This is a genomic window from Myxococcales bacterium (genome assembly GCA_016717005.1).
Taxonomy (GTDB): Bacteria; Myxococcota_A; Polyangia; order Haliangiales; family Haliangiaceae; genus UBA2376.
In genome coordinates, this window is the sequence record JADJUF010000016.1 from 160,622 (window position 1) to 174,854 (window position 14,233).

A 14,233-nucleotide genomic window follows, 5' to 3' on the forward strand; every position below is an offset into this window, starting at 1 on the left:
ATGAGCGCCACCATCTCCGAAGCCACCGTGCGCGAGCTGCGCGAACAGGCGCAGAAGTGCGTCGAGCTGTGCCGGCGCGCCGGCGCCGACGCCGCCGAGGTGCTGGTCCGCGACGGCTCCGAGCTGACCGTCAAGATCCGCCTCGGCGAGCCCGAGCTGGTGCAAGAGGCCGGCAGCCGGGCGCTGGGCCTGCGGGTGTTCAAGGACGGCCGCCGCGCGGTCACGTACACCTCGGACCTGCGCGACCGGCCGCTCGAGTCGTTCGTGGCCGAGAGCGTGGCCCTGGCCGCGCTGTCGGAGCCCGACGAGTTCGCGCTGGCGCCGGATCCGGCCGACCTCGCCACCGACGTGCCCGATCTCGATCTCTACGACGAGCGGGTCGGCGAGGTCGACGCCGCGTGGGCCATGCAGCAGTGCATCGTCGGCGAGCGCGCCGCCCGCGCCGCCGACGCGCGCGTGACCAACTCCGACGGCGCGACCTGGTCGCGGGTGATCGGCGCGACCGCGTTCGCGACCTCGGGCGGCTTCGCCGGGGCCTACCGCGGCAGCTACGCGTCGTTCTACGTCGAGCCGATCTGCGACGACGACAGCGAGGCGACGCCCAAGAAGCGCAACGGCTACTGGTGGACCGCCGACCGGTTCCTGGCGCGGCTCGACGACCCCGAGGCGGTCGGGCGCGAGGCCGCCCGCCGGACCGCCGCGCAGCTGGGGTCCAAGAAGATCCCGACCCAGGAGTGCCCGGTGGTGTTCGACCCCGAGGTCGCGCGCTCGCTGGTGGGCACGGTGTTCTCGGTGGCCAACGGCTCGTCGTTCTGGCGCAAGTCGACCTACCTGCTCGGCCGCGAGGGCACGATCATCGCGTCGCCGCTGGTGACGATCGTCGACCGCCCGCACATCCCGCGGGGCCCGGGCTCGCGCCCGTTCGACGGCGACGGCCTGCCGACCCGCGACAACACGCTGGTGCGCGCGGGCGTGCTCGAGACCGTGCTGTGCGACACCTACGCCGCGCGCAAGCTGGGGCGCGGGTCGACCGGCTCGTCGGGGCGCGGCATCGGCGGCAACCCCGGGCCGACCACGTCGAACCTGATCCTCGAGCGCGGCGCCACGCCCCGGGCCGAGCTCATCCGCTCGACCGGGCGCGGCCTGTACGTGACGTCGATGATGGGCTTCGGCTTCAACCCCGTGACCGGCGACTTCTCGCGCGGCGCGGCCGGGTTCTGGATCGAGGGCGGCGAGCTGACGTTCCCGGTCTCGGAGATCACCGTGTCGTGCAACTTCGATCAGCTGCTGCAGCGGATCGACTGCGTCGGCGACGACCTCGACACGCGCAGCTCGACGGTGGCGCCGACGGTGCGGGTCTCGAGCATGACGATCGCCGGCTCGGCGACCTGACGCCCGCCGGGCGAGGTCGCCGGGGGCGCGGCCCGCCCGGCCAGCCCGCGGCGGCCGCGTCCCAGCGTGCTCGGTGGCTGAGATATATTCGGCGCGATGAGCCGCTGGACCCGGGAGGTCGACGATCGCGCCGCGGCGCTGATCGACGGCGTGGTCGCCGGCGGTGACGCCCGCGCCGGGGCGTGGCGCGGCCTGATGGTGCTGCTGGCGCCGCACCTCGAGGCCTGGGCCCGCTCGAGCCGGCTGCTGCGGCGGTGCCGGCTGGCCGGCGATGACGACGCCCGCGCCGTGATGGTCGCGGTGTTCGAGCGGCTGGTGGCGCACGACCACGCCAACCTGCGCGCGTTCGCCGCCCGCGAGGCCGCGGCCGACAGCGACCCCGACGCGATCATGGCGGAGCTCGCGCGCCTGGGCCGGCTCGACGACGACCTCACCGACGAGCCCGCCGCGGACGAGCCCGCGCCGGTCAAGGCCTGGCTCCTTCGCTTGCTCGACTACGTCGCGCGCGATCACGTGCGGCGGCGCTTCGGCTGGGCGCGCGACGACGGCCCGAGCAAGCGCGATCTCGGCAGCGACGCCGCGCGGCTCGACGGCGTCGTCGACGCCGGCGCGCGTCCGCCGCTGACCGACCGCCTGACGGTCGGGCGCCTGGTGGCGGAGGTGCGCGCGCACATGGCGACGTTCCCGGCCCCGATGCCGGCCGCGCTCGAGCTGTGGTTCGACGACCACGGCTTCGAGGAGATCGCGACCGCGCTCACGCTGGCCAGCGCCGACGCCGCCCGGGCGCTGGTGCGCGCCGGCCAGGCCCGCCTGCGCGAGCGGTTCCGCGGCCGCGCGCCGCTGTTCACATGAAGCTCCTCGTCGCGCTGGCCCTGACCTGGGTCGTCACCCGCGGCGCGATGGAGCCGGGGCGCACGCCCGGGAGCTTCTGGGTCACCACCGAGCCGGTGCCCGGGCGGTTCACCAACGGCGAGGTGATGTCGACCACCGCCGTCCGGCTGCCGTACCGGCTCGACGTGCGCTGGCGCCGGATCGGCCCCGAGGGCGGACGCTCGCTGCACGTGATCATCGCCGGCGGCATCGTGCTCGTGCAGTCAGGCCAGCTCGCGCTCTACGCCTATGACGAGGCGGCGTTGGTCGCGCGCGGGTGGACCGCGGTGCCGACGCTGGCGACGCACGCCGAGCACGCGATCGGCGTCGAGCAGGATCTCCAGGAGGTCCGGGTGTTCGTCGACGGCGCCGTGGTGCTCCGCCAGCCGCTGGTCGCCGGCCGCGCGACGACCAAGGTCGGCGTCGGCCTCAAGGGCGCGGGCGGTTATCGGTCGTCGCTCTACGTCGGGGCGATCGCCGTCGCCGAGCTGCCGCCGCACTGAGCGGCCACGGCCGCGCCGCCACCGAACACCGCCGCCAGCCCGCACGCCTGCGTCAGCGCCGCGGCCGGCGTCACGGGATACGCCCGCAGCGCGCCGCCGGCGTAGCCGACCACGACGCGATCCTCGTCGACGAACGCCACCGCCGTCGCGGCGCCGAGATCGCTCGCCCCGACGTGCGCCAGCACCGCGGCGCCGCGGATCGTCCACACCTCGGCCACGCCGTCGGCGCCGGTGACGGCCAGGCGATCGCCCGACGGCGAGCGCGCGACCGCGAGCGCCGCGACCCGGCGGCCGGCCAGCGCGACGCGCGCGCCGCCGGCGCCGCGCACCGCGATGACGCCGTCGACCGCGGTGGTGATCAGCGCGCCGTCGGCGGCCGCGAGCGGCCACACCCGCCCCGGCAGCGGCGCGGCCGGCGACGCGAGATCGCGGCCGTCGAGCACCAGGCTGGTGCCGTCGGGTCGCCCGGCGAGCAGCGCCGCGTCGTCTGCGGCGAACGCGAGCGCCGCGTGGCCGTCGTGCTGCTCGTCGCCGGGCTCGGCCTCGCGCCGCGCGGTCGCCGCGCCGCGATCGATGTCCCACAGCACCGTCACCCCGCCGGCGTGGCCCGACGCCAGGCGTCGACCGTCGTGGGTCCAGGCCAGCGCGGTGACGGCCCCGGTCGCCGGCAGCGACCGCGCGGCGCCGCCGCCCGGCGCCACGATCGTCAGCCCGCCGTCGAGCGTCCCGATCGCCAGGGCCCCACGCGCCGATACCGCCAGCGCGCTCACCGGCCCGCCCATCGCCCAGGCCCCGCGCGTCGCGCCGGTGGCGGCCGAGAACGCGCGCACTTCGCCCCCGGCGTCGGCGATCACCGCGGTGTCGTCGTCGAGCCACGTCGCCGCCAGCAGCTCGCGCGCCGACGTCTCGGTGCGCAGCCGCACACCGTCGGCGGCGCGCCAGATCACCGCGTGGCCATCGTGGCCGGCGCTCAGCAGGTACGCGCCGGTCGGCGAGGGGGCCAGCGCGACCAGCTCGCCCGAGTGGCCGAGCAGCATCCCGGCGGCACGGCCGCTGCGCAGGTCGACGACGAAGGCGCTGCCGTCGCGACTCGCGGTCACGAGCCGGGCGTTGGCCGGGTCGACGGTCGGGCGCGCGCCGACCTCGTCGTGGTGGAGCTCGAGCGTCAGCACCGGCCGACAGGTCGAGACGTCGACCACGTCGAGGGGCCCCCACCGCTCGGTCAGCAGCCAGCCGTCGTCGAGCCAGCCCTCCGCCAGGCTGGGCAGCTCACAGCGGATCTCGCCGCTGCTCGGGTCGAGCACGACGGTGGCGCGCTGCCGGTCTTCATCGAACAGCCCGATCGCGAGCAGGCCGTGGCGGGTGTCGATCGGCGTCAGCCCGAACAGCATCGGCCGGGCGGGGAGCACCACCCGGCCGGGCGTCCCGGGGGCCGCGTCCGGTCCCCACGCGCGCACCACGTGATCGGCGCCGTTGTGGAAGAGCGTGCCATCGACGCCGAAACCCATCACCACGGCGGCCGCGCCGACGGCCGCGACCTGGACCAACGGCCCGCCGGGCGCCCAGCGGACCAGCCCGCCGTCGACCGTGGCGATCGCGACCTGACCGCGCGGATCGTGGGCCGCCGCGGCCGCCGGCGCGGGCAGCGGCTGACGCTCGAGCACGTCGAGCGTCGCCAGGTCGCGCACGGTCAGGTCCTCAGCGACGACCACCAGTCGATCACCGGTGACCAGCCAGCACGCGACCGGGTTGCCGCGGGTCGCGATCGTGCGCACCGTCCGGGTCGCGAGGTCGACGACCTCGACGCCCGGCGTGAAGCCGTAGACCGCGACCGTGCGGCCGTCGGGCGCCACCGCCAGCGTCTCGGGCTCGGCCAGGCTCAGCGGCACCGCCGCGCGGAGCTCGCCTGATCGCGCGTCCCAGATCAGCAGCTGGCGCGCCTCGTCGAGCCCGAGCAGCGCGTCGCCGGCCACCGCGGTGCCCTTCACCAGGCCCACGTGCGGCAACGGCCGCAGCATCGGTCCCGCGCTGAGCACGTCGAGCGTCCCCTGGAACGCCTCGGCGGTCGGCGCCCGCCCGGCGGCGACGTCGGGCCCGAGCGCGCCGATCGCGGTGAGCAGCGCGTCGTACCGGGTCGCGGGGGCCGCGGCCAGCTGGTGCGCGAGCACGCCGCGGGCGCGCCGCAGCTCGATCTCGGCGCGCCGCTGCGCCGCGCGGGCGCGGTCACGCTCGCGCGCGATCCGGGCCAGCGACAGCGCCCCGCCGATCACCAGCACCACCAGCGCGACCGCCACGATCTGCAGCGCGGTGCGGTAGCGGCGCGCGAAGTGGCGGAGCAGCTCGCCGGGGCCATAGCGGCGCGACCGCAACAGCTGACCGGTGAGGAACCGCCGCAGCTCGTCGGCCAGCTCCTGCGCGGTCGCGTAGCGCACCTCGCGATCGCGCGCCATCGCTCGGTCCACGATGTCGGACAGCTCGGCCGGGACCTCGGGCGCCAGCTCGCCGAGCGGCGGCGGCGGCCCGTCGGCGAGCAGCTGCCGCGCGGCGGTGCTCGTGCGATCGCCGTAGGGCGGCGCGCCGGCCAGCACGTGGTACAGGGTCGCGCCCACGGCGTAGACGTCGACGCGGGCGTCGGGCGTGGCGCCCCGGCCCTGCTCGGGCGGCATGTACTGGGCGGTGCCGGCCCCCAGCCGGGTCAGGCCGTCGTCGGCCGGCGCGTCGTCGAGCGGCGGCGCGTCGTCGTCGGGGCCGCCGACCTCCTTGGCCAGGCCCCAGTCGATCAGCACCGTCTCGCCGAAGTCGCCGATCAGGATGTTGTCGGGCTTGATGTCGCGGTGGACGATGCCGCGGGCGTGGGCGAACGCGACCGCCTCCGCGACCGTCACCACGTGCGGTACGAGCTCGAGGCGAGCGGCCAGCGTGGCGCGGCGCGCGATCTCGCGGCCGAGCGGCGCGCCCGCCAGCAGCGGCATCGCGTAGAACGGCTCGCCGTCATCGAACCGCCCGGCCTCGTGGACGCCGACGATCGCCGGGTGCTGGAGCCGCGCGGTCAAGCGGGCCTCGCGCTCGAAGCGCGCCCGCAGCGCCGCGCGCGCGCCCTGGGAGCCGCCGCGGATCTGCTTGATCGCCACGACCCGGTCGAGCCGGCGGTCGCGCGCCGCGAAGATGCTGCCCATGCCGCCGCGGGCGTCGGCCAGCGGCGCCCACTCGTCGTAGATCGTCCGGTCGACGTCGGGCAGCGGCGGGGCGTCCGCCGTCGGCGGCACCTCGAGCCCGGCCAGCGTCGACAGGCGCCGACAGGTCGGGCAGGTCGTGACGTGCGCGATGCTGCGTGGGTCGCCGGCCAGCAGATCGTCGAGCGTCGGGTGCGCCATCGCCGATCCTCAGCCTACAGGTCGAGCGCGTAGCCGACCTCGAGCGCCAGGTAGAAGTCGGGGTTGGACGCCTCGGTCGGGATCACCCCCAGCTCCATGCCGATCGTGAACGGGCCGAGCGGCGGGATCGCCTCGTGCCACGACAGCACTCCGCCGAGATCGCCGCTCGACAGGTTGTAGAGCGCGTAGAGCTCGCGCACGGCGTGGTCGCGGAAGCCACCGACCGAGTGGTACGCGAGGCCCGCCGCCGCGACCGGCGTCAGGCCGCTCGGCTCTGTCGACATCGGATCGCTCGGCGCCGGCACCAGCGCGGCCTTCATGCCGCCGGCCAGGATCAGCGCCTTGCGCATCACGGTCTTGTTGGAGATGACGGTGCGGGTGCCGCCCGACGGCGCGGTCGACCAGGTGTCCCAGGCGACGCCGTGGCGGTGCCACAGCACCAGGCCGCCCAGCGCGTCGAGCTGCGCGACCCCGCCGAGATCGTAGCGCGCGCCCGGTGAGCCACAGCGGCCCGAGCTGCCGGTCGGCGCGCGCGAACGCGCTGACGCTGCCGCCGAGCGCGTAGCCGAGGGCGATCTCGATGCTGACCGGCGCCGGCGCGACGCAGGCGTCGAGCTGGGCCTGGGTCGGCGCCGCGGCGACCGCGGCCTCCTTGCACACCAGCGGCTGGCCGGCGCGCGCTGTGGCCGGCGCCAGGATCACCGCGGCGAGCGCGGCACCAGTGATTCGGGTCGTCTTGTCCATGCAGGTCCTCCTCTCCGACCATCACGGGGCGGCCCGGGCGAACGTCAGGCGCGAAGTTTCGGCCTGACGGTTCCCCCGCGCGCCTCGTGAGTGGAGGCATGCGCAACCTACGCTCGCTCGCCCTGTTCGCCGCCGCCCTGTCGCTGACCGGGTGCTTCTCGCTGTTCCCGATACCTGGCACCGGGGGCAAGAAGTCCGCCCCGGCCAAGGCCGAGGTCGACGGCAAGGTCTTCGGCACCGGCACCATGGTCAACGACGCCTGGGAGGTGACGCTCCTGGTCGACCCGGCGACGGTCGCGGTGTCCGCGACCGCCGATCAGCTGATCGTCGACAGCACCAAGGGCGGCGGCGTCGACCCGATCAACGGCGACTTCTTGCTGACGATGCGGCGCAAGCGCCCCGGCGAGACCGCGAAGTCGCTGATCGCCGCGGAGCTGCGCAACCTCAACGTCCACCGCAAGCCCGAGTACTTCAAGGGCGTGCTCGCGTCGTTCGACCTGCCGGCGCTGGGCGAGCAGACCAGCAACGGCTCGGCGATCGGCACGATCACCGCCGCCGAGCAGGGCCAGTGCATCTTCGAGCTGATCCTGGTCGCGCCCGACGTCGATCAGCTGGTCAAGCTCGAGCTGGCGAGCCGCGCCGGCATCCTGGCCAAGGTCGGCAAGTCACCGAACCCCACGGTGTGTCGGTGAGCCGCGCGGGGCTCGCGCTCCTGGGCCTCACCGCGTGCGGCGCCGGCGTCGGGCCGTACCAGCCCCGACGCGACGCGTGGGCCACCGCGGGCGGCGCGCGCCCCGACCTGAGCTTCGACGAGCAAGACCGCCGCGTCGCCCACCAGGCGGCCAAGCGCCTCACGCTGCCCGAGCTGGGCGGCGGGACCGCGCCGATGTACGCGTTCGCCGGCGGCGTCTACCTCGGCGTGAAGCAGGGCGCGAGCCAGACCCGCGTCAACGACGGCCCGTGGTCGTCGACGGTGTACGCGTTCGAGGGGCACGCCGGCGTCACCCAGGCGGTGCTCGACGACCGGGTCGTGCTCGGCGGCAACCTCTTCGCGGTCGGCTACGGCAGCGGCGACGACGCCGCGATGGCGCGGGCCCGCTACCTCGCGGCCGGCGTCGAGCTGAGCGGCGCGCTCGGGCTGACCCCGTCGCTCGCCGTGCGCGCGGCCGCCGGCCGCCTCTACGGCCAGGCCCGGATCACCGACGCGGGCGCGGAGGATCGCGCCGCCGCCGGCGGGTGGCGCGGGACCGCGGGCGTCGACTGGGCCTGGACCCGCGTCCACGGCAACGATCTGATCGTCACCGCCGAGCTGCAGGGCGCGCGAGTCGACGAGCTCACGCTGCTCGGGGCCGCGCGGCAGCTGACGGCCCGCGCGCTCATGCTCGAGCTCGTGCTGGTGGGGAGCTGATGCGGCGCGCGGTCGTCGCGGCCGTCGTCGCGCTCGCGGGCTGCGCCGGTGGCATCGGCGCGCCGGGCCCCGGCGGCGCGGGCGTCATCCGGGTCCGCGGCCCGGGCGCGGTCGTCGAGCCCGGCTGCGTCGGCTGGTGCCGCGTGTCGCTGCGCGACGGCGTGATCCGCCGCGACGGTCCCGGGCTCAAGGTCACCTTCGGCGCGCGGATCGGCGTCGTCCACGGCGCCCTCGGCGCCCGGGGCGCGGTGCTCGGCCTCGCCGGCGAGCCGCACCTCGACGTCGGCTGGGTCCCGGTGAGCGATCGCTGGGCGCTCACCGCGAGCCTGGGCTACGTGTTCCAGACGCTGCCCTACGGCGACGACACGGTCGCGTACCGCGGCGTCGCGCCGAGCCTGCGCGCCGCCTGGGGCCTGCGGCGTCGGCTCGCGGTCCACGCCGGGGTCGGTGCGGCGCGCGGGGCGATCACCGTGACGCCCGACGCCGACGCGCCGGCGATGACCGCCGCCGCCAGCCAGGCCCGGGCCCTGGCCGGCGCGACGCTGGTGCTGCGGCGCACGCCGTCGATCGATCTCGCGCTGCGCGTCGAGGCGTCGGCCTTCGCCTCGGGCCAGGTCGCGGTCGGCGGCGAGCGCGGCCGGTTGGCCGGCTGGGGCGTCACCAGCCAGCTCGTGGTGTCGAGCTTCTGAGCGCGCGGGCGCGGCCGGGTTCTGGATCGAGGGCGGCGAGCTGACGTTCCCGGTCTCGGAGATCACCGTGTCGTGCAACTTCGATCAGCTGCTGCAGCGGATCGACTGCGTCGGCGACGACCTCGACACGCGCAGCTCGACGGTGGCGCCGACGGTGCGGGTCTCGAGCATGACGATCGCCGGCTCGGCGAGCTGAGGCCGCGTCGCGCTCGACGCCGTGGTCGCGGTCAGTCGACCACGCCCGGGTCGAAGTGAGCGACGCGCAGGCAGGTCTGGCGGATCCCATCGCGGGCCCTGGGCGTCGCCTGCACGTAGTACTGCCGGGCCTTCACGGTGTTCTTGAGGTTGCACGCCGACAGCGCGGCGACGCTGATCAGCCTGGTGCGCGTCCCCGTGGTCGCGCCGGCCGCGAGGCCACGCTCCGATAGGAAGAGCGCGCGGGCGTACAGACCGTTGACCGCCGCCTCGATCGCGGCGGCCGCGATCGCGCCCGGATCGGTCGGCTCGGGCGCGGGCGTGCTCGGCCCGGGCTTCGACGCCGACGCGGTCGGCCCCGGCTTGGTGGCGGGCGCGGGCTTCGCCGGCGCGGTCGTCGCCGGCGGCGCGGCCGCGGGATCGTCGTCGCTGGGCGTGAACACGAACGGGTAGTTCACCTCGATCCGGCCGCCGTCGCCCAGCGGCGGCAGCACCGCCGACTCCAGCGTGGCGCCCATGCAGTCGCGGAACTCCTGGGACTTCCCGAGCGGCCCCGGGATGTCGAGGTCGCCGACCGTGACCACGGTGCCGACCTCGGCCGCGCTGTCGATCGTGAAGCGCGCGGTGACCGTGTGCGCGCCCAGCGCCGGGTCGCGCGCGAGCTCGGCGTCGAAGCACTCGGCTAGCATCGGCGCGACCTCGCGCACCGCGGTGCGGATCTCGTCCTTGGTCAGCTCGGCCGGCAGCGGGGCGCTCGGCGCGGGGGCGGCAGCCGTGCCGGTCATCGCTGGCGCAGCCGCGCCGCTGGTGGCCGCGGCGCCCTGGCGAACGCGCGCGATCGCCTGGGCGATCTCGGCGCGGCGGGCGCGGTCGACCTCGGCCTTGGCGACCGCGACGACCGGCGGCGCGGTCGGGCTCGGCGCCGTCAGCGTCACCTGGGCGCCCGCGGGGATCTCGGTCGTGGGCTGCGCGTCCTGGCGGGCCGACACCTTGCCGTCGTACACCGACACGACGACGACGACGGCGATGGCGGCGGCGGCGCCACCGACGATCAGTTCACGCTTCATGGGAGCCTCCACGCGGAAGGTGGCGCGCGCGCTGGTGAGCACGCCGATGGGGGTCGTGACCGCCAGGCCGAGGGCGCCTCGGTGGCGATAGGTGACGACGCCCGCCGCGTGGCTCACGCGGGTGACGCCGTCGGCGGTGGTCCAGGTCACCTCGGCGCCGGCCTCGACCCAGGCCTCGAGGCCATCGCCGAGCGCGACGGTCCGCGGCGCGACCGCGACGACCTGGCCGCGCCCGCTGGCCGGTCGGTGCGGGGCGCGGGCCCACAGCGCCAGGGCCACGCTGGCGGCGACCGCGAGCGCGCCGCCGATCGCCAGCGCCTGGACGCGGCGTGCGCGCGGTCGGCCCGGCGCGTCGAGGGCGGTGGCCCGGCCGCGGCCGTGGACCGCGTCGAGCACGCGGTCGGTCAGGCCCGCGGGCGGCGGCGGCGCGGTCCACGCGTCGAGATCGAGGCGGTCGTCGTCGTCGGTCATGGCGTCACTCCCTCGGCGGCGAGCACGGCCTTGACCGCGGCGCGGGCCCGCGACAGCCGCGACTTGACGGTGCCGAGATCGATCGCGAGCGCGCTGGCGATCGCGTCGTAGTCGAGCTCGAACACGTCGCGCAGCAGCAGCACGGCCCGGGCGCCGCTGGGCAGCGCGGCGACCGCGTGGGCGATGCGCTCGCCGGCCTGCTTGTGCTCGTGGGCCAGCCGCGGCGACGCGCCGGTCGCGAGGACCGCGAGGTCGTCAGCCCCGGCGGGCTCGGGCCGGACGCGGCGCAGCTCGTTGAGCGCGACCCGCGTGGCGATCGTGAAGATCCACGTCGACAGGCGGGCCGGGCCGCGGGGATCGAACTCGGGCAGGGCCCGGTACACCCGCACGAAGGTGTCCTGGGTCAGGTCGTCGGCGCGGTGGCCGAGCCCGACCGGCGCGACCATCCGCCAGCACAGCTCCCAGATCGGCCGCTGGTAGCGATCGACCAGCGCCCGGAACCCGGCCTCGTCGCCGGCCTGGGCGCGGCGTAGGGTCACGTCGTCGAGCTCGCCGGGGCGGGCGCGACTCGGGGCCGGGGCCTCGGCGGTCATCACAGGAGGTTCCACCCGCGACCGGCCGCGAGGTTCCCGGGATTCGAAGTTATTTCTTGGTCGCAGCCGGCCACGCACGCCGGCCGCGGTGCCCCGGACTCGAGCCTATGTCCGCGGGAACAGCCGGGCCAGGCGCGCCAGCGACGCGGCGTGGACGTGGCCGTTGGAGGCCACCAGGCCGTGCGGGCGCGACAGATCGAGCTGATCGTAGCGGACCGGATCGCCGGCGGTGTCGGTGAGCACGCCGCCGGCCGCCACCAGGATTGCCTCGGGCGCGCAGGTGTCCCACGCCTTGCACTTGGGGAACGGGTTCACGTACAGGTCGCGCTCGCCCAGCGCGATCAGCGCGAGCTTGAGGCCGACCGAGCCGATGTTGAGCTCGTTGGCGATCCCGAGCGCGCTCTTGACCTCGTCGATCACCTCGCTGCGGTGGGACTTCGACGCGACCAGGCGGATCGCGCCGACCTCGTCGATCGTCGACACCGCCAGCGCGTGGACCGCGCCGTCGGGCAGCTCCATCCACGCGCCGCGCTCGGGGCTGGCCGCGAACAGCCGCGCGCTGGTCGGCTGGAACACGACGCCGATCACCGGCCGGGCGGCGAGGCACAGGCCGATCATCACCGCGAAGCCATCGCTGCCGCGGATGAAGTCCTTGGTGCCGTCGATCGGATCGACGTACCAGACCCGCGGCGCGGTCAGGCGCGCGAGATCGTCGGCCGACTCCTCGCTGACGACGCAGTCGTCGGGGAACGCGGCCCGCAGCCCGGCGACGATCAGGTCGGACGCCGCGCGATCGGCCACGGTCACCGGCTCGTCGCCGGCCTTGTGCTCGACCCCGAGCGCGGCCGGGCCGCGATCGCGGATCGCGACCGCCAGCGCGCCGGCCTCGCGGGCGAGCTGGCTGGCGACCTCGATCTCGCGGGCGTAGGAAGGGGCGATCATCGGCCCCAGCCTACCGCACCCGTCACGAGTTACGCGCGGTCACGTGGTCACGGGTCACGCGGTCGTGTGGCGCGGTCGTCGGGTGGGCGCGCCGGGCGCGCGCCCGGCGCGGCGCGGGGCGCGCCGGCGCCGCGTCCGCGGCGCGGCGCGTCGCGGTCGCCTGGTCACGCGGTCGCCCGGTCACGCGTCACGCGGTCACCAGGTCACGCGTTCATGCCGCCGTCGGGCCACAAGAGCGCCTTGGTGTCCTCGAGCGAGGCCACCGACCGGCCCGAGAGCTTGACCAGCTCGGCCGCGGCGCCGACCAGGTCGCCGTTGGACGAGGCCATCGTGCCGTCGGGTAGATAGAAGTTGTCCTCGAGGCCGACCCGGAGGTCGCCGCCCAGCGACAGCGCCGCCATCGCCATCGGCCACTGCTCGCGGCTGATGCTGATGACCTTCCAGCGGGCGTCGGCCGGGATGTTCTGGGCCTGGAACGCCAGGTGGCGGGCGCTGGCCGGGATGCCGCCGAGCACGCCCATGATGAACGAGAAGTGGTACGGGCGCTCGATCAGCCCGAGGCTCGCCAGCACCGTGTGCGAGTAGGCGTGGCCGGTGTCGAAGCACTCCATCTCGGGCTTGACCCCGTGCTCCTTCATCGTGCGCGCGAACGCGATGATGTCCTCGAACGGGTTGGCGAACACGAACTTGAACGCGAACTCGCGCTTGGCCTCGCTCCACTTGGCGTAGTTCATCGAGCCCATGTTGAGCGCCGCGACCTGGGGGCGCTGCGCGAGGTGCGCGACCCGCTCGGTCATCGGCCCGGCGCCGCCGGTCGACCAGTTGATCAGCACCGGGCACCGGGCCTTGGTCTCGGCCATGATCGCCGCGAACGTGTCGGGCGCCCACGTCGGCGCGCCGGCGTCGGTGCGGGCGTGGATGTGGACGATCGTCGCGCCGGCCTCGTACGCGCGGCGGGCCTCCTCGGCGATCTCGACCGGCGTGTACGGGATGGCCGGGCAGTGCTTCTTGGTCGTGACCGCGCCGGTCAGCGCGCACGACAGGATCACCTTGTCAGCGGAGGAGCTCATCGGCCCGCAGCGTGCCAGCCGCGGCCCGGCGCATCAAGCCGCGGGGCCCGGAGGTAAGTCGATGAAATCCATCACCGCGGGCAGATCGTCGACGACGGCGGCGCGGGGCCCCAGGGTCGCGAGGTACGCCAGCTCGTAGGCCGGCGTGTACGGCCCGCGCACCAGCGCGACCCGGGCGCCGAGCGCGTCGGGCAGGCTCAGGTCGAGCTCGAAGATGTCGCCGACGACCGTGAGCCGACCGAAGTCGCCGCCGCACAGGCCGGCCAGGATGTCGAAGTAGCGGCGGCGCTTGCGCAGGATCGGCCGCGCCAGCCCGGCCACGGTCAGATCGCTCGGGCCGGCGGTCCAGTCCTCGGCGATCACGAACTTGCCGGCGTTGCCGCGCACGCGCTCGGCCAGCCAGGCCACGCCGCCGCCGTCGCGCTCGAGCTGCTCGATCTTGCCGCGCACGTGGTGGGTGCCGGAGTTGGTGACGACCCAGACGTCGAGATCGGGCCGCCGCCCGAGCGCGCGCAGGAGCGCCGCGGCGCCGGGGCGGAACACCGGACGGGTGACGGTGTGCAGGTAGTGGTGGCTGTAGAGCAGCGAGCCGACGCGATCGCGGTCGCCGAGGTCCCGCAGCACGCCAGCCTCGTCGTAGATCCGGCGCGCGATCGGGGTCATGCGCAGGTACGGGTCGACCACCGCCGGCGCCACCGCCCGCAGCGGATCGCCGAACTCGGCGGCGTACGCGGTCGGATCGGCGAACATCTCGGCGCGGATCGCCTCGGCCCGCGCGCGCACCACCGCCGGCTCGCCGCCGGTCAGCGTGGCGAGATCAGCGACGTAGCCGTCGAAGAACGGCGCGCCTTCGGCTTCGGCGTCGGTCATGGTGCCGTCGAAGTCGAGGACGACCACCGGGCGGGCAGCGGACAT

General features: G+C 75.6%; 14 protein-coding genes and 1 pseudogene. 8 read left to right on the forward strand and 7 right to left on the reverse strand.

The genetic code is table 11. The features are described 5' to 3' along the window. The 3 genes from IPL61_16555 to IPL61_16565 all read left to right on the forward strand — a co-directional run bounded on the left by IPL61_16555 (position 1) and on the right by IPL61_16565 (position 2,765). Positions 1–1,392 carry a TldD/PmbA family protein gene (locus IPL61_16555; GenBank protein ID MBK9032856.1) on the forward strand — a complete coding sequence of 464 codons (1,392 nt, stop codon included), beginning with the start codon at positions 1–3 and terminating at the stop codon, positions 1,390–1,392. A 96-nt stretch (positions 1,393–1,488) separates the two neighbouring features. Further along, positions 1,489–2,244, forward strand: a complete 756-nt coding sequence (locus tag IPL61_16560) for a hypothetical protein (GenBank protein MBK9032857.1) — start codon at positions 1,489–1,491, stop codon at positions 2,242–2,244. Then, a complete protein-coding gene (locus IPL61_16565) occupies positions 2,241–2,765 on the forward strand; it encodes a hypothetical protein (protein ID MBK9032858.1) in 525 nt (174 codons plus the stop codon). The genes IPL61_16560 and IPL61_16565 overlap by 4 nt, the downstream gene beginning before the upstream one ends. Here the strand turns inward: IPL61_16565 and IPL61_16570 are convergent. Beyond that, positions 2,723–6,139 carry a protein kinase gene (locus tag IPL61_16570; GenBank protein ID MBK9032859.1) on the reverse strand — a complete coding sequence of 1,139 codons (3,417 nt, stop codon included), beginning with the start codon at positions 6,137–6,139 and terminating at the stop codon, positions 2,723–2,725. The two genes, IPL61_16565 and IPL61_16570, sit on opposite strands and share 43 nt — an antisense overlap. Before the next feature lie 14 nt (positions 6,140–6,153). Continuing rightward, complete coding sequence (locus IPL61_16575) at positions 6,154–6,579, reverse strand: hypothetical protein (protein ID MBK9032860.1); 426 nt, start codon at positions 6,577–6,579, stop codon at positions 6,154–6,156. Positions 6,580–6,719: 140 nt separating this feature from the next. Between IPL61_16575 and IPL61_16580 the strand changes: the two genes are divergently transcribed. The 5 genes and pseudogenes from IPL61_16580 to IPL61_16600 all read left to right on the forward strand — a co-directional run bounded on the left by IPL61_16580 (position 6,720) and on the right by IPL61_16600 (position 9,176). Then, complete coding sequence (locus tag IPL61_16580; GenBank protein ID MBK9032861.1) at positions 6,720–6,950, forward strand: hypothetical protein; 231 nt, start codon at positions 6,720–6,722, stop codon at positions 6,948–6,950. 31 nt (positions 6,951–6,981) lie between these two features. Next, complete coding sequence (locus IPL61_16585; GenBank protein ID MBK9032862.1) at positions 6,982–7,575, forward strand: hypothetical protein; 594 nt, start codon at positions 6,982–6,984, stop codon at positions 7,573–7,575. Continuing rightward, a complete protein-coding gene (locus IPL61_16590; protein MBK9032863.1) occupies positions 7,572–8,291 on the forward strand; it encodes a hypothetical protein in 720 nt (239 codons plus the stop codon). Before IPL61_16585 ends, IPL61_16590 begins: the two co-directional genes overlap by 4 nt. Beyond that, positions 8,291–8,980: a hypothetical protein gene (locus IPL61_16595; protein ID MBK9032864.1), complete on the forward strand. Its 690-nt coding sequence runs from the start codon at positions 8,291–8,293 to the stop codon at positions 8,978–8,980. The genes IPL61_16590 and IPL61_16595 overlap by 1 nt, the downstream gene beginning before the upstream one ends. A gap of 7 nt (positions 8,981–8,987) precedes the next feature. Further along, a pseudogene (locus IPL61_16600) lies at positions 8,988–9,176 on the forward strand (TldD/PmbA family protein). A 31-nt stretch (positions 9,177–9,207) separates the two neighbouring features. On the opposite strand, the gene IPL61_16605 reads toward IPL61_16600, so the two are convergent. From IPL61_16605 to IPL61_16625, 5 genes are all read right to left on the reverse strand, one after another. Next, positions 9,208–10,713, reverse strand: coding sequence for a hypothetical protein (locus IPL61_16605; GenBank protein MBK9032865.1), 1,506 nt, complete (start codon positions 10,711–10,713; stop codon positions 9,208–9,210). Next, positions 10,710–11,306 (reverse strand): sigma-70 family RNA polymerase sigma factor, encoded by a 597-nt coding sequence (locus IPL61_16610; protein MBK9032866.1) that lies wholly within the window; start codon positions 11,304–11,306, stop codon positions 10,710–10,712. The genes IPL61_16605 and IPL61_16610 overlap by 4 nt, the downstream gene beginning before the upstream one ends. Before the next feature lie 105 nt (positions 11,307–11,411). After that, the gene (locus tag IPL61_16615; protein MBK9032867.1) at positions 11,412–12,248 is read right to left on the reverse strand and encodes a 3'(2'),5'-bisphosphate nucleotidase CysQ; all 837 of its coding nucleotides are present in this window, start codon (positions 12,246–12,248) and stop codon (positions 11,412–11,414) included. A gap of 203 nt (positions 12,249–12,451) precedes the next feature. Beyond that, positions 12,452–13,318 carry a 3-keto-5-aminohexanoate cleavage protein gene (locus IPL61_16620; GenBank protein MBK9032868.1) on the reverse strand — a complete coding sequence of 289 codons (867 nt, stop codon included), beginning with the start codon at positions 13,316–13,318 and terminating at the stop codon, positions 12,452–12,454. Between the two features lie 33 nt (positions 13,319–13,351). Next, positions 13,352–14,233: a hypothetical protein gene (locus IPL61_16625; protein MBK9032869.1), complete on the reverse strand. Its 882-nt coding sequence runs from the start codon at positions 14,231–14,233 to the stop codon at positions 13,352–13,354.